Below are 24271 nucleotides of genomic sequence, written 5' to 3'. Positions count from 1 at the left end.
CGAAATTATAGGGAACTTGGAGACTTTTTACGAGTAATTACGTTATTAACCTTTAAAAATCGCGTCACTCGTTTGAATTCCCTGACTAATTTTTGAACATCTTTTTGGTTTGCTTCAATCTGGTAGCGCATCCTGATGTACTCTCTTAGAAGCAGGATCAGCTCGGCTTTTTTCGCAACCGTAGAAGCTTTTACTCTAATAATAAGTTCCGCCGGACCGTAACTTTTGTTTTGTTCAATCACTTCCAAGCTGACGAGAAGCTTTTCCAGATCGTCAAAAGATTTGGTGAGAGGAGATTTTTCCGATTTATAATGAAACTGGCGCAAACTGGCAAAAAGGACAAATCCCACAGATACTAATATCATGATAATAATCAGATCCCTATCTCGTATCTGCTGGAAACCCAGACCTGAAAAAAGCTGTCTTTGTTTCCCCTGATTAAAATCGAGTATCCACTCATTCCAGTTAGAATCTAAATCATCCAGCCAATATTGAAACTCCTGATACCATGAAATGTCTCCCAAATTTACTGCAGGAAAGTCCTCAAATAGCGTCTCCCTTTGACGATAATCATTTAGTAAATTCTCTTCAATCCTGCTGCGAGCAATTGCGGCTGTGGGATCAACTCTCAACCACCCTTCTCCTTCGATCCAAATTTCAGTCCAGGCATGAGCATTGGCATAACGAACAATCCAGTAATTAGACAGTGGATTTTTCTCGCCTCCTTGATAACCAATAACCACTCTTGCAGGGATGCCAGCGGCTCGAGCCAAAAATACTAGAGCAGAAGCGTAGTGTTCGCAAAATCCTCTCCTGAAGTCAAACCAGAAACTATCCACAATATCCTCTTCCAGAGTCGGTGGAGTCAGCGTGTAGTAATAAGGTTGCTGATTTATTTGTTGCAATAGCCTTTGAACAAATACTTCATCACTTTCCACACCAAGCCTTAACTCTTGCGCCCAACTTCTAGCTCGTTCATTACCGCTCTCAGGCAGCTGTGTAAAAAATGCTTTTCGGCGCTCACTCATCGTTGGCTCTATGGAGAGGTCGGGCTTCGACTCAAGCTGATATCGAGTTCGATCCTGAATCCGGTATTTTGTTGTGACGGTAAAGTCTCGGTAAAGGCGACTTTTTACTGGCGCCCTCACAGGCCTGTCCAGGCTAACCAGATAGTTCAGCCGAGTAGGCTCGAGAGTAATATTATAAGAAAAAGTCTCACCACCATGCGTAGAGGACTCGCCGGTTTGAACTGGAATTGAGCCTGCGCGTGTCCAGGTTATCCCATCAAACTCATCCAGAACAAGAACGCGCCAATAGAGCAAGCTTTCACTGGGTTCACTGCCACTAAACTGGGCGCGAAAGGCTACTTTTTCAAATAACTGTAAATCACTTACATCCCCGGGCGACATACTGTCGCTGACGCCGGAGACAGCTTGAGAAGTTCCCGGCATACGCCAAAGCGGTCCTGCTAGACGAGGAAAAAAAACAAATAACAATACCATTATTGGAATAGCAAAAATCAGATACTTCACCAGGGACTTAAGAGTTGAAGCTAAACCTTTAATGGAACTACTTCCCAGAGTATTGAGCTGCATTAGAGCATTTAGAATAAGAAGAAGAGCAATAAGCTGATATAATGCGATAAGAGGTTTTTGAGTAAACAGGAAGCCAGTAACAAGAATAAAAAAGCCCAGGTTAAGTAGTAAATAGGCATCGCGCTTTTTGTTTACTTCAAATATTTTAAGCCCATACATTGCACTAATCAGTGCGACCCCAGCGTCCCTGCCTGAAATTTTTCTGAAAAACCAAAACACTCCAGCAATCGCGGCCAATGTTATAAGAGTTTTAACCCAGCGATTTATTACAAACCGATTTTTGCCGCTTGCCCAGAGAACAAGTAATGCAGCAGTAATATTGAGAACGGTTATCCATACAGGAATAAAAAAATATAATGGTATCAGGACTGACTGCTGGGCGAGAATAATCGCATAAAAGGGTAAAGACCTGTTTTGGTACGCCGTATTAGAGACATAAAGAGCTTTCATTGCAGGCTTCTTTCCCTTGCTTCTTTACTTTGTGTATCGTAAAGAGCCAGCACTTTAAGACAATTATTACGATGCGCTTCACCTTCATCAAACATGATGTATTCTCCAGGTAACTTCAGGGAGTAGCCTATCTGCTGTTGTGCAGCCTGGATAACCAGAAAAGTCAGATAAGACAAACGAAGTTCGTCATCGGTCCCCGCATAATCATCCCAGTCAAAACAAAGTTGAGTTCCTTGAAAGACTGCAAACTCTCGAACATAAAGCCCCTTTTCGCGAGCAAAAGATTTCCAATCTATACGCGATAGTGGCTCGCCAATCTCATAGCTCTTGAGGCCAAAAAAGTCCTCACTGCCTCTTTTTTTATGTCCTTGTTCTTCTTCCTGATTACCAACGCTCTCAAATACAGGAGGAGGTTCCACTGGCTTTGGATACACCAGAACGGTTGAACTGAAACCAAAAAAGGACCAGGTTCTTAACCAGCCAAAAGGAAAATAGCTGGTCACCAGAATTCGTTCCAAGGGAACCTGACCTCTGCGTTTTGCTTTGAAACTTAAGCGAACAAGAGATGGCTCATCAGGCTCAACATCAGTCCATACTAACTCTTCCAGACTCCAACCTATTCCAATTGCCGAATGTTTGGTACCGGTAAGACTAGTCAAACTAATCTCTACCTCTGCAAACTCTTCGCAAAACAGCTCTCCATGACCACGAAGAGCGAACTGGATACCTTGAAGGTTTTTAAAAGTAAATATAATAGTGGCCAGGCCAATGCCGACTATTAAAAAAGTTAGTAAAAAGGCAAGGTTGTTTTGGTAATTAGTCGCGCCAACCATCATCAGCAAGATAATAAATATTAAGAAATAGCCACTAGCTGCAGGCCAGATATAGGTGGATCGCTGATTAAACTCCACAATATCGCCACAGGGCATTCGCTTACCGAACCATTTATAGGCTTTCAAACGGATTTGGGTAATCATCAACTCCCTCTCTTACCTGGGTATTGATGTTTCGCTGATTAATTTAGCTAAAAGGCTTTCATCTCCAGCAGCCCTACTTCCAGATTGATTTAAAAGCCTGTGACCAGTAACAGCCAACCATACAGCCTGAATATCTTCAGGAAGCACAAAGTTCCTTCCGTCCAGAAACGCCCATGCCTTAGCGGCTTTAAGCAAACTAAGTCCTCCTCGAGGAGAGAGTCCGTGTAACCACTGGTTACTCTGTCTGGTTGCCTCAATCAAATCCTGTAAATAATCGAGTAGCGTATCTGACGTATTTATTTTTTCTACCTCGGACTGGTAGTCCAACATTTGACTTGCATGAAGCAAGGGCTCAAGCTTTTCTATTTGAGCTCGTGTTTCTTGCCCTTTAAACAACAAACGCTCTACTTTCGCTGCGGGATATCCCAGGGAAATTCGAATTAAGAAGCGGTCCAATTGAGACTCAGGTAGCGGATATGTTCCGATTTGGTGAAATGGGTTTTGTGTTGCAATAACAAAGAAAGGCTCAGGAAGTTTGCGACTCACTCCTTCTGACGTTACCTGATACTCTTCCATTGCTTCCAATAATGCACTTTGCGACTTTGGCGTCGCTCGATTAACCTCATCAGCTAATATAACTTGAGTGAAGATGGGCCCCTGATGAAACTTGAATGTCTCATCACTTCGGCGATAAATAGCTGAACCTATAATATCTGCGGGTAATAGATCACTGGTAAACTGGATTCGTTGAAAATCTAGTCCTAGAACTTTAGCTAAAGCATGAGCAAGGGTTGTTTTCCCCATGCCAGGCAGGTCCTCAATTAGAAGGTGCCCTCTGGCCAGTAGACAAGCAACTGCAAGCTTTATTTGCTGCTCTTTTCCTAAGATAATTTTGTTAAGTAGCCCAATAACTTGCTCGAGTTTTTTATGCATTAGAAAATCACTTTAACGGATAATTAGTAAAGAATGAGTTAACAAAGTACCAATTTCAAGTCTATGATAGATATATTCGTCACATTTTATTTCTTTTTCCCGGTAAATTTAATAGCGCTAGAATTTTCTGGCGAAGCTGATTAGTTGGTCAACCATACTCATAGCCTGAGAATAATAGCTTCCGCCAAACAGATTTGCATGATTTAGAATGTGATATAGATTGTAGAGGCTTTTTCGATACCTGTATCCTTGATTTATTGGAAAACACTTTTCATAGGCTGAATAAAACTCTTCTCCTGGTTCACCAAAAAGCTCTAACATTGCAAGATCAACCTCATGGTCGCCGTAGTAGCTTGCAGGATCAAATATAATAGGATCCCCTTGTTCATTAAAAGCATAATTACCTGACCAAAGATCACCATGTACAAATGAAGCCTTTGGCTGATAGTTTTCAAAGAATACCGGTAGCTCATCGATTAGCCCGATAGCTTTTTGATAATCCCTGGAAGACAATCCCTTTTTCTTTAAAAGTTTTAGTTGGGTTGATAACCTACACTGAGCAAAGAACTCAACCCAGTTGGCTTTCCAAGTATTAACCTGAGGTGTCGCACCAATGAAATTATTTTCATAAAATCCATAGTAGCCATTTTTACTTAAATTATTTGCATGAAGCATTGCCAGTTCTTGCGCAAACCGCTTTATGTCTCCTTTTTTGTTCAATGGTATAAACTCCAGTACCAGATAAGCAAAGTCACCAACTTCACCGCGCGAAATCACTCTGGGGCACTTAATTTGACGAGACAGGTTAATCAGTTCAAGCGCTATTGACTCACTCTTAAAAAAAACGGAATTTTTTCGCGAGTTTAACTTAACAAAAATTTTTCGTTGACTGGAATTTTCAGCATTAGAATTAGATGGTCTAGAAAGAGTTAAAGCGAAAGCCTCGTTAATATCACCACCTGAAACAGGTTGCAAGCCGGTTAGAATCCAGTTTTCAATAGAGTTCGCATTAATGGACTCCAGGATGGAGCTCGTAATATTTTCCTCTATTCCATTCAATCTCAAGTGACTTTTCCCCGCTTAGCTATACAGGAATTGCATTTAAATTACTTTATGATATTGAACTCATCAGCATCCAGGTAAGCTGGAAATTTGGCCTTGAAATTCTCCAGTTCAGCAAAATCAATTTCAAACTCAACAATTTCTTCTGTATCATCTGACGCAGAAACAAGCGTTTCTCCTAGATAATTATAGACTGCAGTTCCTCCAGAGTGTTCGACACCTTTGCCATCTTCCCCAATACGATTAACACCCACAACAAAACATTGATTTTCGATCGCTCTGGCCTTTAGCAATATATCCCATACATTTCTGCGAATGGCAGGCCAATTAGCAACATTGATCATCAAGTCATAATCATTGTTGTTTCTGGACCAAACAGGAAACCTTAAATCATAGCAAACAATTGGTAGTATTTTTATTCCACAAACATCAACTATTTCTCGTCTAGTGCCAGCGATAACATGCTCCTGTTCATTTCCCATCCGAAAAAGATGGCGTTTATCGTAGTAGCAAACTTTACCTTCCGGGTAGACCCAATAGAAACGGTTCACCTTTTTGCCCTGGCATTCAACAAGTACCGAGCCTGCAATAACAGAAGATTTATTGTGCGCCTTTCGCTTCATCCATTCAAGTACACGACCACCACCTGCAGGCTCTTTACAAGCATCACAATCAATTGCAAAGCCGGTAGAAAATGTTTCTGGCAGCAAAATCAAGTCAGGTGCACCCAGCAATTCCAGTAGTCGATCCAGTTCTTGTAGATTGGACTCTTTATCTAACCAACGAATATTCATCTGGATAGCTGCTATTTTCAATCGCGACAAAACCCTCTCCTTTGCAAAATGAATAATGAACCGTCCGCAAACAGTGTGAGCTATAACTGAGACAATATTTCTGCGGCTTGCGCAAGTGTTGCTTCAGACTTGGCAAAGCAAAGCCTCACTACTTTGGCTTGATAGTTTGCTCTTTCGCTTTTGGCATAAAAAGGACTGAGAGGTATAGCTGCGATTCCCTTTTCTTTAGTTAACCAATGACAAAAATCGACATCCTGCAAATCAGAAACCTGACTATAATCTATCAACATAAAGTAGGTTCCTTCGGAAGTTAATATATCTAACTGACTTTCTCGAAGGGCATTTGCCAGAAAATCTCTTTTCTGCTGGTAGAATAATGGTAGTTGATCAATATGTTCCGGTAATTGATTTAACATTTTTGCTACCCCTGCTTGTGCAGGCGTGAAACTGGAGAAGGTTACAAATTGATGAATTTTTCTAAACTCATTAGTTAATTCACCTGGAGCACAACAATAACCAAGTTTCCATCCGGTACAGTGAAATGTTTTCCCAAAACTGGAAACAATAAAACTTCGTGCAAACAGTTCAGGATATCGATGAACACTTTCATGCTGTCTGTCATCAAAAGTAATAAATTCATAAACTTCATCACTTAGCAGATAAAGATTATTTTGTATTACCAGCTCCTGAAGTATCTCCATATCTTCACTTGATAATAAAGTTCCAGTCGGATTATGTGGAGAATTAATTATGATTAAGCAAGTTCTACTATTAATTTTCGAACCAACTACTTCCCAGTCGACGCTGTACAAAGGAGCAGATAAAGGCACATGAATACAGGTACCTCCGGCTAAATTAACCGCTGGTTCATAAGAGTCATATGCAGGATCGAATACAATCACTTCATCTCCCTGCTTTACAATTGCTTGTATCGCTACAAACAAAGCTTCGGTCGCGCCGGAAGTCACTGTAATATTATCAGCAGGATTAAGAGAGCTTTGATACTTCCTTTCAACCAGTTTAGCAATCTGCTCATTTAAGATTGGTAGTCCTGTCGACGGAGCATATTGATTTAATCCTTCTTTAATCGCACTTAGAACATTCTCTTTTAGTTGTTCAGGAGCATCAAACTCGGGAAATCCTTGAGAAAGGTTTAACGCTCCATATTGATTGGACAACGCAGACATTTCAGTAAAGATACTGGTACCTACATCTTTCAGCTTACTGTGTAATCGATCTTTAATCATTTATGTTTCCGGAAAACTGGTAATGAGCGGACTTAGAAGATTGCTAAACTTAGAATATTCCTAAAATTAGAACACACCTAAACGTCAAATGAAGCCCAGATAGGAGCATGATCACTTGGTTTTTCCATACCACGGATTTCATAATCAATTCCTGCTTCAGTACATTTCTCATAAAGTCCCATGCTTGCTAAAATCAAATCGATTCTAAGTCCTCTTTTAGGCTCATCATCAAATCCTTTACTTCGATAATCAAACCAGCTGAATCGATCTTCTACATCTGGATAATATTTTCGAAACGTATCGCCGAAGCCTTTATCCACAATTTTCTGCAACCATTCACGCTCTTCCGGCAAAAAGCTACATTTACCGGTTCTTAGCCATCGTTTTGCATTTTGCGGCCCTATTCCAATATCTTGATCTTTAAATGAAATATTCATGTCGCCAACCACTACCCAGTTTTTCATCATTCGTTCAGTATCAAGATAATCATTCAGATCATTGTAAAACTTTTGTTTTGCGGGAAACTTGGTCGGGTGTTCCCTGCTTTCGCCTTGAGGGAAATAACCATTAAATATAAAGACCGATTCAGTTTCTCCTTTGTGTTCGGTGATCAAAGCTCGCTTTTGTGCATTGTCATCATCCCCGGGGAATCCTTTTTGAAAACCAAGGGGCTCTTCCTTGCTTAAAGTTGCGACACCGTAGTGTCCTTTTTGTCCATGGTATACGGCGTGATAACCAATAGATTCTATTATTTCGACAGGGAATTCAGGGTCATCAACTTTAGTCTCCTGAAGTGCGATTACATCAGGTTGATGCCTGTCAACAATGGCTTCAAGTTGGTGAGGTCTTGCTCTCAAGCTGTTAATATTAAAACTAATTATTTTCATTTTATTCTCATATTTTTTAGTAAATTCATTATTTTCTAAATAGCGTTCACTTAAATCTACAATATATCGCAAATAGAACTACCCAAGCACCCATTTAACTATTTCATCAGCAGGTTTCTCATTTTGAAAGCTTAAGTAGACAGTATTGTCGTCGGAATGAGTCAAAGTACATTCTGTACGATATAATTTATCCCTTCTGAAATAACTGATCGAAACTTGAGTAGAGAGCGGTATTCTTGAGATTGTCTTATCCAACTCGTCAGCTGTAATTCGTATATCATCAATTGCAATTATAATATCGCCACTAGAAATTCCCGCCATTTGAGCACAACTGTCTTCAAAAACGATGCTAACCTTTGCTCCAAGCGGATCTGCCTGGCAGATTACACCTAAAAATGATAATGGCTGTCGTTCCTTCGGCTTATCAATATAGCCTCCCTTTTCGGTAGCTAAATACTGAGGAATTTGTTGATAGTTTACGCCCAGACGATCAAAGTACTCCTTTAGCGGAAGATCATCCGTAGAATAGAGTGCTTTGTCAAAAAATTCATTAAAGCTTTGTCCCGTTAACTCCTTCACTAGCTGTTGTACCTGAGTCTCACCCAGACCTCGACCGGTCTTCCCATAGTCTCGCCAGATAACACGCATTAAATCGTCCAGACTTTGCATTCCATTAGTTTTATGACGAATCTCCTGATCCAGACAGAATGCAACCATTGCCCCTTTGGTGTAATAACTCACTATTGCATTCATTGCATTTTCATCTTGTTTGTAAAACTTTGTCCAAGCGTCAAAGCTGGATTCGGTGACAGTTTGTTTATATCTTCCTTTTCCTCGCATCACTCGAGTATATAGTTTGGCGATCATATCAAGGTATGCATCAACAGGTATCACCCCCGACCGAGCTAATAGCAACTCATCATAATAAGAAGTTATGCCCTCAAAAAACCATAATAATTCTGTATGAACTTCCTTGTTTAAGCTCATCGGAATGAAGCTTGCGGGTTTGATTCGTTTTACATTCCAGTTATGAAAATATTCATGGCAACAGAGCGATAGGAAAGTTCGATAATTTTCATCGACTTTGTCGCTATTTTCACTGATAAGTGGAAGGTCCTCAAAACTACAATGTAGCGCAGTAGAAGCCATGTGCTCTAACCCGCCGAACCCTTTCTTTTGCACAAACGTCATGAAGACGTACCTTTCAAAAGGTGGTTTTTCATCTCCAAAAAATTTAACTTCTGTCTCACAAATCTTTTTAAGATCAGCTGCAATTCTTTCCCAGTCAACTCTGGGCGGAGCTTCTGTAAAGAACATGTCATGAGGCACCCCAAAAACATCAAAACTGACTTTTACTAGCTGTCCAAATTCAAATGGATGGTCAATTAATTCCTGATAATTATCGCTGACATATTTTCCGAATCCGTTAGAATCAATATTTTTCGCAGGCATCGCAGTCGCTACAATCCAATTATTATCTTTCGCTAAAAGAGAGGCATTAAGAATTACGGTGTGCTTTTCTGATTCATAATTTTTAATCGCCAGGAAAAGGCTGGTACCATTGAAGAACCCATGAACATTGTCAAGGTGTGCACTCCTCACAGAAAGATCCCAGGCATAAACCTGATAGTTAATCTCCAGGCAGTCAACATTTTCTAACAATTGCCAACCCGACTTTCCGGTCTTTTCAAAGCCAACAGAAGTCCCCTTCGTATTTGCATCGAGAGTGATGATATTCCTGGCAAAATCGCGAATCATATAGCTGCCGGGAATCCAGTCAGGAAGATAAAACTGCTGACCTTTATGCAGTGGAAAATTAATATTTAGTTTTATGTCAAAGATGTGTGCATTTGCCTGTTCGAATCCAATGGTGTAATGAATCATCCGTTTTCCTGCTCGTCTGGATAAAGTTTTGGCACAAAGTGCCATAGTGTTAAGAATTTTTGTTTAAGCATGATAAAAATAGTCTTATATCAATCATAGCTTTCCTTTCAGCCGTTGACGATCAAAGATTACAAAAAGAATACCGCCTAAACCTGTTATCATTAAGGGTAATAATAGCGCGTATTGGCTCGCATTTTCAGTTTGATTGCTTAGCCATTGATAAAATACGATACCTATCAGCGGGGCCAGTAGCCCCCTTATTCCAGTTAGAGTAACGTGAATTGCCATATAATCCATGGGTCTGGCCTTGCCTACAAAATCATTATGTCCAAGATTCCAGCCTATCACTCCGCCAGATATTGCAATGCCATAACAACAGGCTCCAATAAAAAACAACCACTCAATACCGGAAAACTGCGCAATGTTAAAAAGTAGTAACGCACTGAAGAATCCCCAACTATGAATCGCTCGGAAACGGAATACATGATTTCCATCCAGCAATTTTGCCCACCAGTTAACCGCTACCGGAATCAGAGACAAAGGAATGGCTGTAGTTATCAATATCTGGCTAGTTTTATTGAGGCTGGTATGCTCATTTAAAAAGACAATAAGTGGCGCCATAAACATCAGGTTTCCACTACCTAAAACGAACATAGATAGCATATATTTGGCAAACGGTCGATTTTGTCGAAGAGTAGAAATTAGTTCAAGAAAAGACGCGCTTTTACCACTTAACTTTTCATCTGATACTCGCTTTTGATGATGTCTGACGGAAAGGTATCGATAGCGCCAGGCGCCTGTAAGAGAGAGCAAAGCAAATCCACTGTATATCCAGGTAAAGCTCGAGAAGTGCCAGTCTAAAAGCCAACCAGCGCCAATAGCAGCCAGAGACATTAACAGCGAAGCCATTGTGGCCAGCTTAGCAGTGACTTTACCTCGAATATGCCTGGGATAGTTATCTCTCCAAATTGGAGAGCGAATCGTCAAAATTCCAGACCAGCAAATTCTGGCAAACACAAGTAGAACAATTAAACTGAGCAAACCTTTCGAAGTAAAACTAACTTGACTAATCCCAACCGTGGCGAAACAAACCAGTATAGCCAAATTTGAAACGAGCTTTGCTTTATTTCTTCCATGGCTAATTTTTACCCAGATAAAACTGATTAAGTTAGAGTAGTAGGGAGCACCTGTAGCGATAGCCACACACAAATTTAACAACCAGTCCGAAACTTGCCCTTCAAACCCATTTTTTATTAATACTCCAGCGACACCACCTTCTAGCAAAGCCAGTGTAAACGCCAATGAAGTCCAGCTAAAAAGCTCAGTTTTGATTCGATTTGATAAAACAGACACAGTTAATAGAAGTTTGGAGTGAAAACGAGGCTTATACTAGAGCATAGCTACCTCTATGCCAACCAGGAAGGATCATTATAGCGACTGGCTATCCAACTCTTTTAGAAAATCTTCAACAGCGTGAGCAGCGGTTTGCATATTATCAGCTAAAGTCCGTCCCGATTTTACTCGTGGTTTGAAACTGTGATCTCCATCAGGAAGAAAGCACACCTTTACAGCTTCAGCTAATTTCCACTCATTGATTTCATTACGAGTTCCAAAGGTGTCCCTTTCCCCTTGAAGAATCAGGGTTGGTATTTCAATTGATTCAAGATGTTCTCCTCTGAACCTGTCCGGCTTTCCTGGCGGGTGAAATGGAAATCCCATACAAATAACAGCGAATATCCTATTAGCATGCTCACTACTGGTCGCTAGTAAACTTGCCATACGCCCTCCCATTGACTTGCCTCCAATTACTAACTTTTTATCCGGAGAAATTTGTGCAATTTTTTGCTCAAAATCCGCTATCAGATGCGGTTGACGATCTGGAGGTCTGCGCTTTCCATCTTCTACTCGCTTGATCATGTACGGAAAATTGAAGCGAATAACTTCGACTCCTCGAAGAGATATTAACCGGTCCATCTCCAACATCCAGTCAGAATCTTTGTCCGCGCCAGCTCCGTGAGCCATTAAAAAAACGATATCTGAGTTTGATTTTGTCACTTCTAGACACCAAAAGATTAATATTTATCTGAATTTAAAAGGCTATTTTGCCATTCTCTACCGAATTTTATTGGAAGGCAGGCTAAGGGGGCAATAGCGAAAAACAAAAAAGGCTGATAGCAACTGCTATCAGCCTTTTGAGAACAGCAAGCGATTGCAACTTGTATTAAGTCGCAATCAATCCATTTTATGGCTTCCACTCAGCATTTATGCTTGTACCACTGTAAGCGGTATAACCTCGAATACTGATATACCAGGTATCCGCTCCAGGATTGTTGAAGCTACAGGTTTCTGTATTACCGTACTTATATGGGCGGCAATCATAACTGCTCGTGGTTGGTTGAGAACCTTTACGGACGTATAGATCTGCATCCCCACTTCCACCAGACATATTCACAGTAAAGCTACTCATTCCAGCAGGGATCTGAACGGTATAGTGAGTCCACGACCCTTTTGCTCCGGAAATATTTGACTCAGAGAAAGTTCCACCATTTCCGCCAGTTCCTTCGGTATAAGAGCCGGTAAGGCTTACGCCTGAATAGGTCGAATAAGCACGTAACATGACATGATAAGTACCAGCCTGAACATTCGAAATATTACAGGTTTCCGCATTACCGTTTCTATATGGTCGACAATCCCATGTAGAAGTTGTCGGTTGAGCACCATAACGTACATAAAGGTCAGCATCCCCAGAACCACCACTTATAACAAAGCTCAAGTCTGTTGCACCTTCCGGAACTTCCAACGTGAAGAATTGCTCGTCTCCTTTAGTGCCAGAAAGGTTTGTTTTAGCAACGCCGTTTTCAAGAACATTATCGCCACCACCAGAAGTGGTCACAGTTACAGACTTAGAAGTACTATTGGAAGCACCTTTATCATCAGTCACTGTTAATTGAACGGTATAAGTTCCTGCAGCAGCATAAGTATGAGCAGTAGTCGCACCGGAGGCTGTTGAACCATCGCCGAAATTCCAGGAGTAGCTAGCTATGCTACCATCAGGATCGGAGCTCGCAGAACCATTGAAATCACACGCAAGTTCAGTGCAGCTATTAGTAAATGAGGCTGTCGGAGACTGGTTACCACCACTTCCTCCACCGCAGGAATCAAACTTGAAGCTTGAAATATGAGTACCCCAACGACCATTTGATTTACCGTATTCGTTGGTAAACCAGAAAGTACATCCGTCGACCGGATCTAAAGCGAGATGACTGTAATCGCCCCAACGATTACTGGACACCCCCGAGGTACCATTTACCAAAACGGTTTCTGGCTGAGTCATAGTTCCATTAGAGTCAGATGCCAGACGACCTGTGTAACGCAGGCCGGCGTAATCTGTACTGCTTCCCCAGCTATATGCTAGCGCGATATTGCCATCTTTATCCATTGCGATGGATCCCATCCATCGATTCTTACTATCTGGCGAATAGGTACCTTCTTGATGTAGTGCCCAGGATCCACCCGTATTTCTGCGAAGCTCGAACCAACGAATACCTCCTCTATCAGCACCATTAACATCAGTAACAAAATTGCCCAGAATCATTTCATAGTTATCGAACTTTCGGTATTGAGCACGGAACATCACGACTTCTCGTAAAGGATCCAGATCCGATGATGAGCCGGCTTGAGGGAAACATGAAAAAGAAGTTAATCCACAAAGTGACGAGTCAAATTCTGATACCGGAATGTCAGCAACTTTGCTGAAACTGGAGTTACTTGTGTTATTGAAGTCAGCATCAAATTGCCATAGTTCTACATAATCCTGGCTAGGATTGTTAGAACTTGAATTGTGTACTTCATCATCTCGGTGTCGTAAGAAATAACCCGGGGTTCCCGCTGGCATTGCGGTAGAACCATCATGGTCTACTGGTTGCAACATCTGGAAACCGAATCCGCTTAGTTGTGGTGCAGTTAAGCGTACAAAGTTGGCAGAGCCTCCTGCAAGCATGGCAGTTCTATTGAGCGCATAAACCGTCGGAGAGTTTTCATTCGTACCCACATAGTAAGCGTCCACACCTACACCATATTTGGGATAGTCGGGGAAAGTTGGAGATTGAAATGCGTATGAATACCAACCTCCGGAGACAGGATTAGATGTTTTCGAAACATAGACACATAGATAGTTTCCTGAAGAGGAAAACTCGCTCATTAACCAGCGCTGTGCCATGTCATCAAACAATACTATCGGATCACCTTTACCGCTAGCACAGTTTCCAGATCCCAAAGTTTCCATGTTAGTAGGTCCAGCAACCAGACTGCCATTGGACTTGTCATAAACGGAAAAAATCGCTCCACTTCCGCCGTTAATAGACTGGATATAGTAGTTCAAGCCTACATCTCCAGTAGGGTCAGGCGGATTAACCCCTGTAAACCCATTTCCATCAAACTGTTGCTCTACTACTCGTGCATTTTCCGCGGGCTGTTGTGAAGCGAGTCTCTGCTGAGCGGCTAATGGATCATTTGGGTTGGCGACCGGATTCTTTGGTGCACCTGGTAATACATAATCAGCTCTAAAACGCATTCGAGGTAAATCTCGAATAGCCATTCCGGCTTGCCACGATTGAGTCTGCGGTAGACTCCTCAAATCAATGTCAACATTAGTTGGCTTTACTTTCTTAGAACTCCATAGGCCGCCTGTATGAAGAGATTCTGTATTACTATTCGCTCCAGCGGTAAAACTGGCCGAAATTAACGCAATAGCAGAAAACTTCAAAAGCGACTTTGCTTTTTTATTTATTTTATTCACTTTCGTTGCCTTTTGGTCCTCGTACTTTTTATAAGTACTTATTATTAAAAATTGAACATTTCCCTTGTGACTTGTCCCAATTGCTCATCAAATATACAAAAGTCAACCTGGGCAAAATACGTAAATATTTCACAATAAATCGGTAAACATTTTATTAACCCCGTGAAAATATTATTGCTTAGAGATAAAAATAAAATTTGTTCGTTAAAATAAAAAGCCCGGTAATAACCGGGCCATTTTAAAATCTTCAATCAAGGTGTTTTCTAATTCTTTCGCGACCTTTGTTCATGGCCGTTCCTATCTTCCATTTCATAAACTGGATCTCCCGGCTTCCAGCTTTTTGACTTTGGCAACTCTCTCAGATCCACATCAACAGAATTTACATTAGAGGGCTTCTCCGACTTCAGCAGTTCAGGCGGTTCAACAGGATTAATTTCTATCCGCCCGGTGTCCGAACTTAATGAAACCCTGACATTAGCATCTCCTTTTAAGTACTCTCCACTTTCGCCGGGTTTTCCACCAGCCAAAGTTACCTTTCCCTTAGATTGAGCTTTCAGTTTTATTTCCATGTCGTTAAAGATATTCGCTATAATGTTGCCAGACTTTGTGGTTGCGTGGGAAGTTCCAGCAAGCCGACTACCACGCAAGTCTATCTTTATTGCGCCAGTTTCAGAACTTAGCTTGAAAAGTCCCGTGGTCGCCAACTTAATATCTCCGGACGATGTTTTAGCTTCCACATGACTGGACGTTTTATCTATCTTAATTAGCCCAAAATCTGTTTCCGCGTATATGCTGACCTTCTGTGGAAAGAGAACGGCTACATCCACCCTGCCCCTTAAATTTCCCTGAGAATCTCTAATCGCTTCAGGATACTCAACTTCAATAAACAAATGGTCATTGCGTTGTTCAATACTGAATTTTGGTTTAAGTGGTTCCTTTCCAATTTCCTGAATCGTTGCATGCAGAAAAACCGCGTCGTCAAAATGATTTCGAGAACGGATGCTTCCATAGGGATTCTTCACAACGACCAGACTAGAAGGAGGGATTTTGGCTTTATAGTCATAACTCGAAATTTTTACTTCTGGCTCGGGAGACTCTTTGGAAACTATAGGGAAGTCATTCCTTGTTTCAAGCTGGGCAGACTTAGCAAACACCAACAGAAATACAATGACAAAGTAGTAAACTGGTCCTGGTCTTTTATCAGGGCTCATTGGGGAACCTCGTTTTTATTTTATTCTTTCACCCAAGGATATCCAGATAAGGAAACTAAAACAACGGGGAAATTGCCAAAAATGTTTACTAACAAAATAGAAAATTAACCCGGATCTCTTTAGATGCTAAAAATGACGGTGTACAAAATGATGTTTTTCATTGACTCTTGGCAATTTTGATAAGAACGCACCAAATACTTCCTCACTTAATGCTAACGAGCGACTAATTTCATTTTGAGTTTGTCGCCAAATCGATGCAATTTTTTCAGGGGCATTGTCCAGACCTAATTCGGCTTGATGAGCAGGCAGGTTTAGCCACCTTTTTATCAAAGGCATACTGGCTTCAAGGTGAAACTGGAAGCCATACACTTTGTCATTATAACGAAATGCCTGATTTTTAATTTGATTACCTTCAACTAACAGCTCAGCTCCTTCAGGTAAATCAAAAGTATATCCGTGCCATTGAAAAACATCTTCTGCCGACTGAAAAGCGTCAAAAACAGGATCTGACTTGCCTTTGTCGGTTAAACGCATCTGGTACCAACCAATTTCTTTCTCTTGAGCTGGGCGTACACTCGCCCCCAGAGCCGAGGCAATAAGCTGGGCACCGAGGCAAATACCCAAAATTGGAATGTCTTTCGAAATCGCATCCAGAATGACAGCTTTTTCAACATTCAGGTGCGGAAATTCTGCTTCATCACCTATATTCATTGGTCCCCCCAGAATAATAAGTGCGTCATATCCCTGAATATCTGGCTGCGCGTGAGGATCTCGACCAAAGTTGATATAACGTATCCTGTGTTTATGCGAGCGGATCAAAGGATCAAGAGTCCCCAAAGGCTCGTAGGGTACATGCTGAAACACCATTATCTTTGCCAACTGAAACGACCTCTTGCTTTGCTCTCTTGAAATAGAATTATCTTTTTAAGAAAAGTGAAGGTTCAGTTTAACGTTTTACTCCTCAGTTCAAAATAGCAGTTGGTCATATCAGAATAACTGAAGATTCGATACTAGCTATTGACTTCGCGTGGTTTAATTACTCTAAGAGCTCTAAAAAAACGCCCTATTATTCGAGCGATAAAGCTTCCGAAATCCTCCACCAGGGTAATGGTTGCGGGTAGAAATACTGTAGTCAAAACAGTAGAAAGAAGAAGTCCCCCAATAATGACGTAGGCCATTGAATAGTAGTAAACACCACCAAGCGATGGTTTTTGTACCACAATAGGAATAAGACCAACCAATGTGGTCAGAGCGGTCATGATTATTGGTCGTAAGCGCTCTTTACCACCCTGAATCATGGCTTTTGATCGCTCCCAACCGTCACGTCGATATAAATTGATGTGTTCGATCATGACAATGCCATTGTTAACCACTATGCCCAACAGCAGCAATACTGCAATGCCTGCAGGTTGATCAAAGTCGATCTCGAACAGGAAAAGAGTAAAAGATGCTCCGGCAAGAGCAAAAAGAGAGCTGATCATCAACGCCAGGGCCTGACGTATTGATTCAAACAAGCTGGCCATAACAGCAAAGATCAGGCCGAGGGCTAGCGCCAGGTTAAGAAGAAACTCCATCTGGCTCTCTTCTGCACCTCTCCATCCACCTCCCATCTCCCAACGGTATCCCTCAGGAAGTTGAATCTCGTTTAACACCGAAACCAGTTTATCCTGATGCTCATTTCGCTTACCTTCACTAAACCTCGCACCAACCCAAATACTTGATATTTTGTTTTGACGGTTAATTCTACTCGGACCTTTTTTGGTAACAAACTCAGAGATACTATCCAGCGATATGTTTTCTCCGGTATTTTTGCTAATCGATAGGTTTTTTACATCTGAGACATAAACGTTTTCGCTCTCTCCCAGCATAAGTCGCATTTCGACTTCGCCATTTTCACTTTTAAAGCGAGGTAAATTTCTTCCTCTGAAGGTCATTTCTACCAGACTTGCTGGCTGATTGACTGAAACCCCGTAAGTAGACATTTTCTCACGATCAAGATGAGCTTGGAGTTCCAACCTGCCTCCCTCAGCAGTCGAATAAAAGTCGAAAAGTCCTGGAATTTTTTCGATTCGGCTCAATGCTTCTTCACCAATTTTGCCAAGAGTTTCCGAGTCAGGTCCGACTAACTGCATCGCAACTCGTTTTCCCCGGTTTCTCATCCAAAAAGGAGTATTGTCTTCAACCTTTAGGTTGACCCCCGAGATTTCGGGTAACAAGCTGGGTAGCTCTTTTCTGACTTTATTCATCCATTCTTCATTTTGATACCCTGAAGTCATATATAGACGGGTAATAGCTCGGTCTTCACTCCACCAACTGTAGATAGACTTAACTTTAAGTTTCTCTTTGAATGGCTCCAGAGCTCTCTCGACCTGGTATACAAGTTCTTCTTTAGCTTCCAAGGATAGAGGCTCGCTAATGTCATATCTGACTCCGACATGCATTTCTGAAGAAGATGGTTCCAGGTTAAAGTTAATATTCGACCCCGAATAAATCGTTATGGCTATTAACTTTATTGCTATAAGAAAAGTAATCCACCGATGTTTTAGTGTGAACCCCAGGAGACTTGAATAACCAGATTGCAGCCGGTCCATTATTGGCGTGCGTGGTTGTATTTTCGGCTTTCTTAACAATTTTGTTGAAGCTAATGGAATAAGAGTTTGGCTGATTAACAAAGAAGCAATCAATGAAAAGCAGATTGTCAGGCCTAGCTCCTGAAAAATAATATTCATATTGGTAGGCTTTGAAAAAATCATAGGTAAAAATACGATTATTGAGGTAAGGGTCGCAGTAATAACCGCAATCGATACCTCTTTTGCCCCCAAGATTGCCGCAACTCGACCGTCGTATCCCTTTTTCTGAAACCGATCAATGTTTTCCATGATAACCACAGCGTTATCAACTAGCATACCGAGTCCAACTATCAGACCCAGCAACGAAATAGTATTAAGTGTCTTTCCCTGGAGCCAAATAACGCCACATGCAACAATTAAAGAGAAAGGAATACAGGCAACAGCAACGATAGTGGTAGAGACTTTCCTTAAGAATAGGAACAATACAATACTCGCTAAAATGGCACCAAAAAATCCAGTTTGCTGCAAGTCCCCAAGTGTATTTCTGATTTCTTTACCCTGATCTTGCCAAACAAGAAAACTGATGCCATCAAGCTCAGGATCACTCTTCATTTGCTCTATTTTGGCGTAAATCGCATCGGTAATAGCAATGGTATTGGCAGAAGATTCTTTAGCTACATTAAGCCCAATTGCAAAATCACCATCCAGGTGTCGACCATATCTTAGTGGAGGCTCCTGATAGGTAATATCTGCTACGTCAGACAAAACAAGACTCGTTCCGGTAAGAGGAAGAGCTTTAATCTGCTCTAACGACTTTAACGCCCCCATAGAGCGCAAGGTAATTTTGGTTTGGCTGTTTCTAAGAATACCTATTGAAGCGTTTTGGTTATTCTGTGCAATATCTTGCCACACGTCTCTAGGATCTATTTTGTGACGTTTAAGCTTCTGTAAATCCAGATTAATTCTAACTTCACGCGGATTAACTCCATCCAGAGTAACTACCGCAACACCAGGAATACGTTCTAGCGGTTTAACTATTTTTCGGTCCAGTAACTCGTAGTTCTTGCTTAAATCTCTACCAGAACTTAACCGAGCCTCCATTATGGTTTCTCCCGTTTCGCGCGGGTTCCAATTTCCAGCAATCACGAGTCGTTCCAGATCTTCCGGAAGTTCACTTTTAATCCGATCGACTCTTTCATGAATTTCTGCTCTGGCCAAATCAATATTGGTTTCCAAAGAAAAATTCAGAACAACTCGTCCGCCACGAGAGTCGGCATTTGACCACATGTGTTCAACGCCATTCATTGATGCCAGAACTTCCTCTATTGGCTTTACTATCATTCGTTCAATAGCTTTTGGGGAAGCATTTTGGTAATTGGCGATAACAAAAAGGCTTTTATTTTGTTGTTCTGGCATAAAAGCCAGCTCAAGCTTTACCAAAGCAATAATACCGAGAACAAGAACGCTCACTAGCGCCATGAGTGTTCCAATAGGACGCTTAACAGCTATTTCAGGTAAAGTCATGAAACCTCCGGAGCCTGACTCGAACCGGGAAGGTGATGACTTTCAACTTTTTCTGCGTTGGCAACTTTTTCGTCCAGTTTGATCATCTCTTCATCAGTGATAATAGTAGACGGCATGACAAAATAGGCTGCAGGAATAATTAGCAAAGTCAGTGCCGTAGAAACAACCAAACCAAAAGAAACTACCACTGCAAGAGGAGCTCTAAGCTCTGCGCCTTCACCGAACCCAATAGCCATTGGCAGCAAGCCTAAAACTGTAGTGAAAGTGGTCATTAAAATAGGCCTGAGGCGTGACTTACTGGCAACAATAATCGCATTCATTTTATCTAGTCCCTGTCGGCGATGATGGTTGATTGCATCGACCAGAACAATTGCGTTGTTAACCACCACTCCGACCAAGAAAACTGCACCAATCAGAGATATCACACTGATAGCATAACCACTTAAATACAATCCGAGAATGACTCCGATAAGCGCCAGAGGAATAGTAAATAGAATAACAAATGGGTGGCCCAAATGTTCAAATGTTGCCGCCATTACCAGATACACGAGAAAAATTGCCAATAGCACAGCAAATGTCATGCTATTAAAGGAATCTTCCATTTCTTTCTTTTGACCGCCAAACTCAAACACGACACCAGAAGGAGGAGGATTTTCACTGATCAGCATTTCAATTTCTTCAGCAATATCAGAAAGACTTCTTCCTTTAAAATTGGCCGCAATCACAGCTACTCTAGATTGTTGAATCCGATCGATCGCAGCAGGTCCTTGAGCTGACTCAATTGAAGCGACAGCAAACAAATTTACAGGTCTTCCATCAACTTCACCGATGACAATATTCTGGATATCAGTGACAGAATTTCGATCTGTTTCCTGGTTTCTCATCCGAATATCAATTTGTCGATCAGGCATCTGGAACCTGGAAACTATTTCTCCATCGACTCTTTGATTCAAAGTGTCTGCCACCTGCTGAATAGTCATTCCAAGTTTGGCAAGCTTTTGTCGATCAAATTTTATTTTCAACTCGGGATTTCCAGTTTCCAGAGACGCCTGAATATCGGCAAGCCCCTCCACCTTTTCAAGCTTTATTAAGAGTTCAGCAGAGTACTCTCTGAGCGCTTCAATATCTTCACCAAAAAACAACATTTCCAAAGGCGTTTTTAAACTAAAAAACGATGGTCTTCCGAACTGAGTCTCTGCAAGTGGTACACTTTCAAACGCATTTCTTAAATCATCAATAATTTGTTGCTCAAGTTTAGTATCGCTTCTATCCTTAACAACAATACTGAGCTGACCAAGGTTTTCATCTTTGGTTTTTAATGATAACCCGCCACTGACATTACGGCTACCAACAGACGCGTATACCTTATCAACACCGTCGTGTGACAGGGCAATTTTTTCAAGTTGTGATATGACTCTATCTGTCGTTGGTAGAGAGGTACCTTCGGGCAGTTTAACGTCAAAATAAAACTCTCCTTCACTCATCTGCGGAATTAACGAAGTCGGAATTGACGGCAGTAATTGCAGAGCCAGAAAAAGTGCTACGAATCCGCTCAAAAGTGTCACCCATCTTAACCTTAGCGCTTTTCTCAAAACAGCTTCATACCAGCGAGAGAAGAATCCCAAAGACTCTCGCTCGATCGTTTTCTTACTCTCATTATTTTCGACTGTGACAGTTGAACTTTTATCTTTGCCAATCGATGCAAGCATCGGGATAAGCGTAAAGGAAACAATTAGTGAAGCAAGTAAGCTAAATGTTACAGTCAAAGCTTGATCTCGAAACAACTGCCCGGCTATACCTTCAACAAAAACAATCGGGATAAACACTGCTATGGTAGTAAGTACCGATGCAGTAACCGCACCACCGACTTCACTGGTGCCAATAATAGCAGCTTCAACAATTCCTAAACCTTTCTCTCTTTGTCGGTGAATAGATTCCAGGACAACAATCGCTGCATCAACCAGCATTCCCACCCCAAGGGTTAAGCCGCCTAGAGACATAATATTAAGAGAAACATCCGAGCGATACATCAATATAAAAGAAGCAACGACAGATAGCGGAATAGCCGTAGTAATAATCGCGGTTAGACGAAAATCTCTAAGAAAAATCCAGAGAACGCATATAGCAAGTAAGCCTCCAATCAGCAGAGACTGTTTGACTTCATCGATTGACTGTTGAATAAAGCGAGCCTGATTAAACTGGATGTCAATCAGAGCGCCGGATGGTAAAATTCTTTTAACCTGAGGTAACTTCTCTTTTATTGCATCAACAACTTCAACTGTATTGGCATCGCCTTCCTTATACAGGCTCACCAAAATCCCTTCTTTTCCATCGAAGCGAGCTATTTCCTCTCGATCTTTTGCAGCCCAACTTATTTCTGCAACATCCCCTAACCTCACTGCGGGTCGATTAGGAGGGGTAATTCTTAAATCGCGCATTTCTTCCAGACTATCATACTCATTCAAGGTTCGAACCAATAGCTGGGTTTGTTCATTCTTCAACGATCCACCAGGGCGATTAATATTTGAATTTCCAAGTAATGTTGCCAATTCACTAGGTGAAATTCCCATTGCAGCAAGTTTTCCCTGATCAATATTAACGTGTATCTCTTCTTCCTCTCCTCCCTGTATTTTAGCTGAGGCAACTCCCTCTATTCGCTCTAAAGCCTCCTTGACTTCTTTGTCTCCCAATAACCGTAATTGAGTCATTGGTAAATCACCGCTCAAACTAAGTTTCAAAATAGGATCAAGTGATGGATCATATCGCAAAACAATAGGTTGCTCCGCATCCAGCGGCAATATCAGACGGTCGAGCTTTTCTCGTATGTCCATTGATAAATCATTCATATCAGCACCCCAGCCAAACTCAAGTGTCACTTCAGACACTCCTGAGCGGGAAACAGAATGAATGTCTTTAAGACCTTTCATGACTCCAACAACTTCCTCGACCGGACGAGTGACAAGTTGCTCAATCTCTTCAGGGGCAGCATTCGGAAGCTCTGTTTGAACAGTCAGAGAAGGATAACTTAATGACGGTAGCAAATTGATAGGCAAGCGGGAAAATCCAACAACCCCAAAGGTAAAAACAGCGATAGCCACCATCAAAATGGTCACTTTTCGCTTAACAGAAAAAGTAACGGCCTCTCTTATCATGCGCCGTTTCCTGCTTTGGCTACGACCTTATCTTCACCAACTTTCTTAGCGGCTCTGCTTTTCTCTTCCTCGGATCTAACCGTATTCGGTGACTCAGAAACAGGCTCACCATTCAACGCCATAACTTTTATCAAGTTTCCATTGTTAAGATTGCGTTGCCCTTTAACAACCACCTTATCGCTTAATTCAAGGCCCGACAAAATTTCTGTTTGCGTATCAACAACAAAGCCTACCTCTACATCTTTACGTACAGCTTTTCCGTCTTCTTCCACAAAAACAAAATGTCCACCACGCTCTTCAATCACAGCAACGCTTGGTAATAACATAGCGTTTTCTCTGCTATCAGTTATCATCCTAACCTGGGTAAAGTCTCCAGGACGGATTTTGTCGGAGAAGTCATCAATCCGAATCGTAACCTTAACCGTACCGGTATCAGGGTCTACGATAGGACTCACCAGGTGTACTTTGCCTTTAATTGCTTTTGCGAGAGAATCAACCTTCAAATCAACAGACTGATCTACTGCCACTTTCCCAATTCGATTGGCTGGCACGTGAACACGAAGTAAAAGAGGCTCAATTGCCATTACCCGAAAAAGTAAATTCCCGCTTAAAACATGGGCACCCAAGTCTACTTCGCGCCATACTACCCTTCCATTGAAAGGCGCAGAGACTTTGGTATAAGACAACGCTAACTCGGCCAAATCCAGATCGGTTTGCGCTGACTCAAAACTATTTTTAGCTTCCTCCCAATCAGTAGGAGATACTGCACCAGCCTCATTCATTTTACTTATTCTTTTAAATACATGCTGAGTATTGGCCAGATTTTGTTTTGCCTGTTTGACTCTAAGCTTTTGCTCGTCATCCTCTAGTTGCAGCAGTGTTTCTCCAGCCGATACAACATCTCCCTCTTCTTTATAAATCTTCCTGACAACTCCAGCTGTTCGTGCAAAAACTTCAGCATCACTACTTGGCTCAATGGTCGCGGTAGTTTGATAATAGGATGCGGAAAGACCAATCATAGGGTTAGCGACTGCAACAGCAGAAGGCTTGGCTTCTGGCCTGACTCGATTGTTGGCACCGGGCTTTACATCAGGCCCATCGCTACAGCCAGATAGTAATAACGTAGAAAACACCAGGGCTTTGATTAGTCTAAGTCCAGAAATCTTGTGTTGATTCATCTTATGGCA

General features: G+C 41.6%; 16 protein-coding genes. All 16 read right to left on the bottom strand.

The window, feature by feature from the left end:
• Positions 1 to 5: 5 nt before the first annotated feature.
• The gene (locus IYN84_RS02980; protein ID WP_196137675.1) at positions 6 to 2045 is read right to left on the bottom strand and encodes a DUF3488 and transglutaminase-like domain-containing protein; all 2040 of its coding nucleotides are present in this window, start codon (positions 2043 to 2045) and stop codon (positions 6 to 8) included.
• The gene (locus IYN84_RS02975) at positions 2042 to 3022 is read right to left on the bottom strand and encodes a DUF58 domain-containing protein (protein ID WP_196137674.1); all 981 of its coding nucleotides are present in this window, start codon (positions 3020 to 3022) and stop codon (positions 2042 to 2044) included. The genes IYN84_RS02980 and IYN84_RS02975 overlap by 4 nt, the downstream gene beginning before the upstream one ends.
• 12 nt (positions 3023 to 3034) lie before the next feature.
• The gene (locus IYN84_RS02970; protein ID WP_196137673.1) at positions 3035 to 3955 is read right to left on the bottom strand and encodes a MoxR family ATPase; all 921 of its coding nucleotides are present in this window, start codon (positions 3953 to 3955) and stop codon (positions 3035 to 3037) included.
• 117 nt (positions 3956 to 4072) lie between these two features.
• Positions 4073 to 5020, bottom strand: a complete 948-nt coding sequence (locus IYN84_RS02965; protein ID WP_196137672.1) for a fructosamine kinase family protein — start codon at positions 5018 to 5020, stop codon at positions 4073 to 4075.
• A gap of 41 nt (positions 5021 to 5061) precedes the next feature.
• Positions 5062 to 5841, bottom strand: coding sequence for an amidohydrolase (locus tag IYN84_RS02960; RefSeq protein ID WP_196137671.1), 780 nt, complete (start codon positions 5839 to 5841; stop codon positions 5062 to 5064).
• A gap of 50 nt (positions 5842 to 5891) precedes the next feature.
• The gene (locus IYN84_RS02955; protein WP_196137670.1) at positions 5892 to 7058 is read right to left on the bottom strand and encodes a methionine aminotransferase; all 1167 of its coding nucleotides are present in this window, start codon (positions 7056 to 7058) and stop codon (positions 5892 to 5894) included.
• A 77-nt stretch (positions 7059 to 7135) separates the two neighbouring features.
• A complete protein-coding gene (xthA, locus tag IYN84_RS02950) occupies positions 7136 to 7945 on the bottom strand; it encodes an exodeoxyribonuclease III (RefSeq protein ID WP_196137669.1) in 810 nt (269 codons plus the stop codon).
• A gap of 78 nt (positions 7946 to 8023) precedes the next feature.
• Positions 8024 to 9829, bottom strand: a complete 1806-nt coding sequence (locus tag IYN84_RS02945; protein WP_196137668.1) for a M61 family metallopeptidase — start codon at positions 9827 to 9829, stop codon at positions 8024 to 8026.
• A gap of 93 nt (positions 9830 to 9922) precedes the next feature.
• Positions 9923 to 11182 carry an MFS transporter gene (locus tag IYN84_RS02940; protein ID WP_210330279.1) on the bottom strand — a complete coding sequence of 420 codons (1260 nt, stop codon included), beginning with the start codon at positions 11180 to 11182 and terminating at the stop codon, positions 9923 to 9925.
• 75 nt (positions 11183 to 11257) lie between these two features.
• The gene (locus IYN84_RS21080; RefSeq protein ID WP_210330278.1) at positions 11258 to 11884 is read right to left on the bottom strand and encodes an alpha/beta fold hydrolase; all 627 of its coding nucleotides are present in this window, start codon (positions 11882 to 11884) and stop codon (positions 11258 to 11260) included.
• A 187-nt stretch (positions 11885 to 12071) separates the two neighbouring features.
• Positions 12072 to 14627 carry a pre-peptidase C-terminal domain-containing protein gene (locus tag IYN84_RS21530; protein ID WP_210330277.1) on the bottom strand — a complete coding sequence of 852 codons (2556 nt, stop codon included), beginning with the start codon at positions 14625 to 14627 and terminating at the stop codon, positions 12072 to 12074.
• Positions 14628 to 14890: 263 nt separating this feature from the next.
• Positions 14891 to 15838: a DUF4097 family beta strand repeat-containing protein gene (locus tag IYN84_RS02925; protein WP_196137666.1), complete on the bottom strand. Its 948-nt coding sequence runs from the start codon at positions 15836 to 15838 to the stop codon at positions 14891 to 14893.
• Positions 15839 to 15964: 126 nt separating this feature from the next.
• Positions 15965 to 16717, bottom strand: a complete 753-nt coding sequence (locus IYN84_RS02920) for a type 1 glutamine amidotransferase (protein WP_210330276.1) — start codon at positions 16715 to 16717, stop codon at positions 15965 to 15967.
• A gap of 131 nt (positions 16718 to 16848) precedes the next feature.
• Positions 16849 to 19932 carry an efflux RND transporter permease subunit gene (locus IYN84_RS02915; protein WP_196137664.1) on the bottom strand — a complete coding sequence of 1028 codons (3084 nt, stop codon included), beginning with the start codon at positions 19930 to 19932 and terminating at the stop codon, positions 16849 to 16851.
• Complete coding sequence (locus IYN84_RS02910) at positions 19929 to 23084, bottom strand: efflux RND transporter permease subunit (RefSeq protein WP_196137663.1); 3156 nt, start codon at positions 23082 to 23084, stop codon at positions 19929 to 19931. Before IYN84_RS02910 ends, IYN84_RS02915 begins: the two co-directional genes overlap by 4 nt.
• Positions 23081 to 24262 carry an efflux RND transporter periplasmic adaptor subunit gene (locus IYN84_RS02905; RefSeq protein WP_196137662.1) on the bottom strand — a complete coding sequence of 394 codons (1182 nt, stop codon included), beginning with the start codon at positions 24260 to 24262 and terminating at the stop codon, positions 23081 to 23083. The genes IYN84_RS02910 and IYN84_RS02905 overlap by 4 nt, the downstream gene beginning before the upstream one ends.
• Positions 24263 to 24271 lie beyond the last annotated feature (9 nt).

Origin of the sequence: Aliikangiella sp. G2MR2-5, from assembly GCF_015687155.1 — a bacterium.
Taxonomy (GTDB): domain Bacteria; phylum Pseudomonadota; class Gammaproteobacteria; order Enterobacterales; family Kangiellaceae; genus Aliikangiella.
The sequence above is the reverse complement of the archived record's forward strand: the minus strand, read 5'-3'. Positions and strand labels throughout refer to the sequence as shown.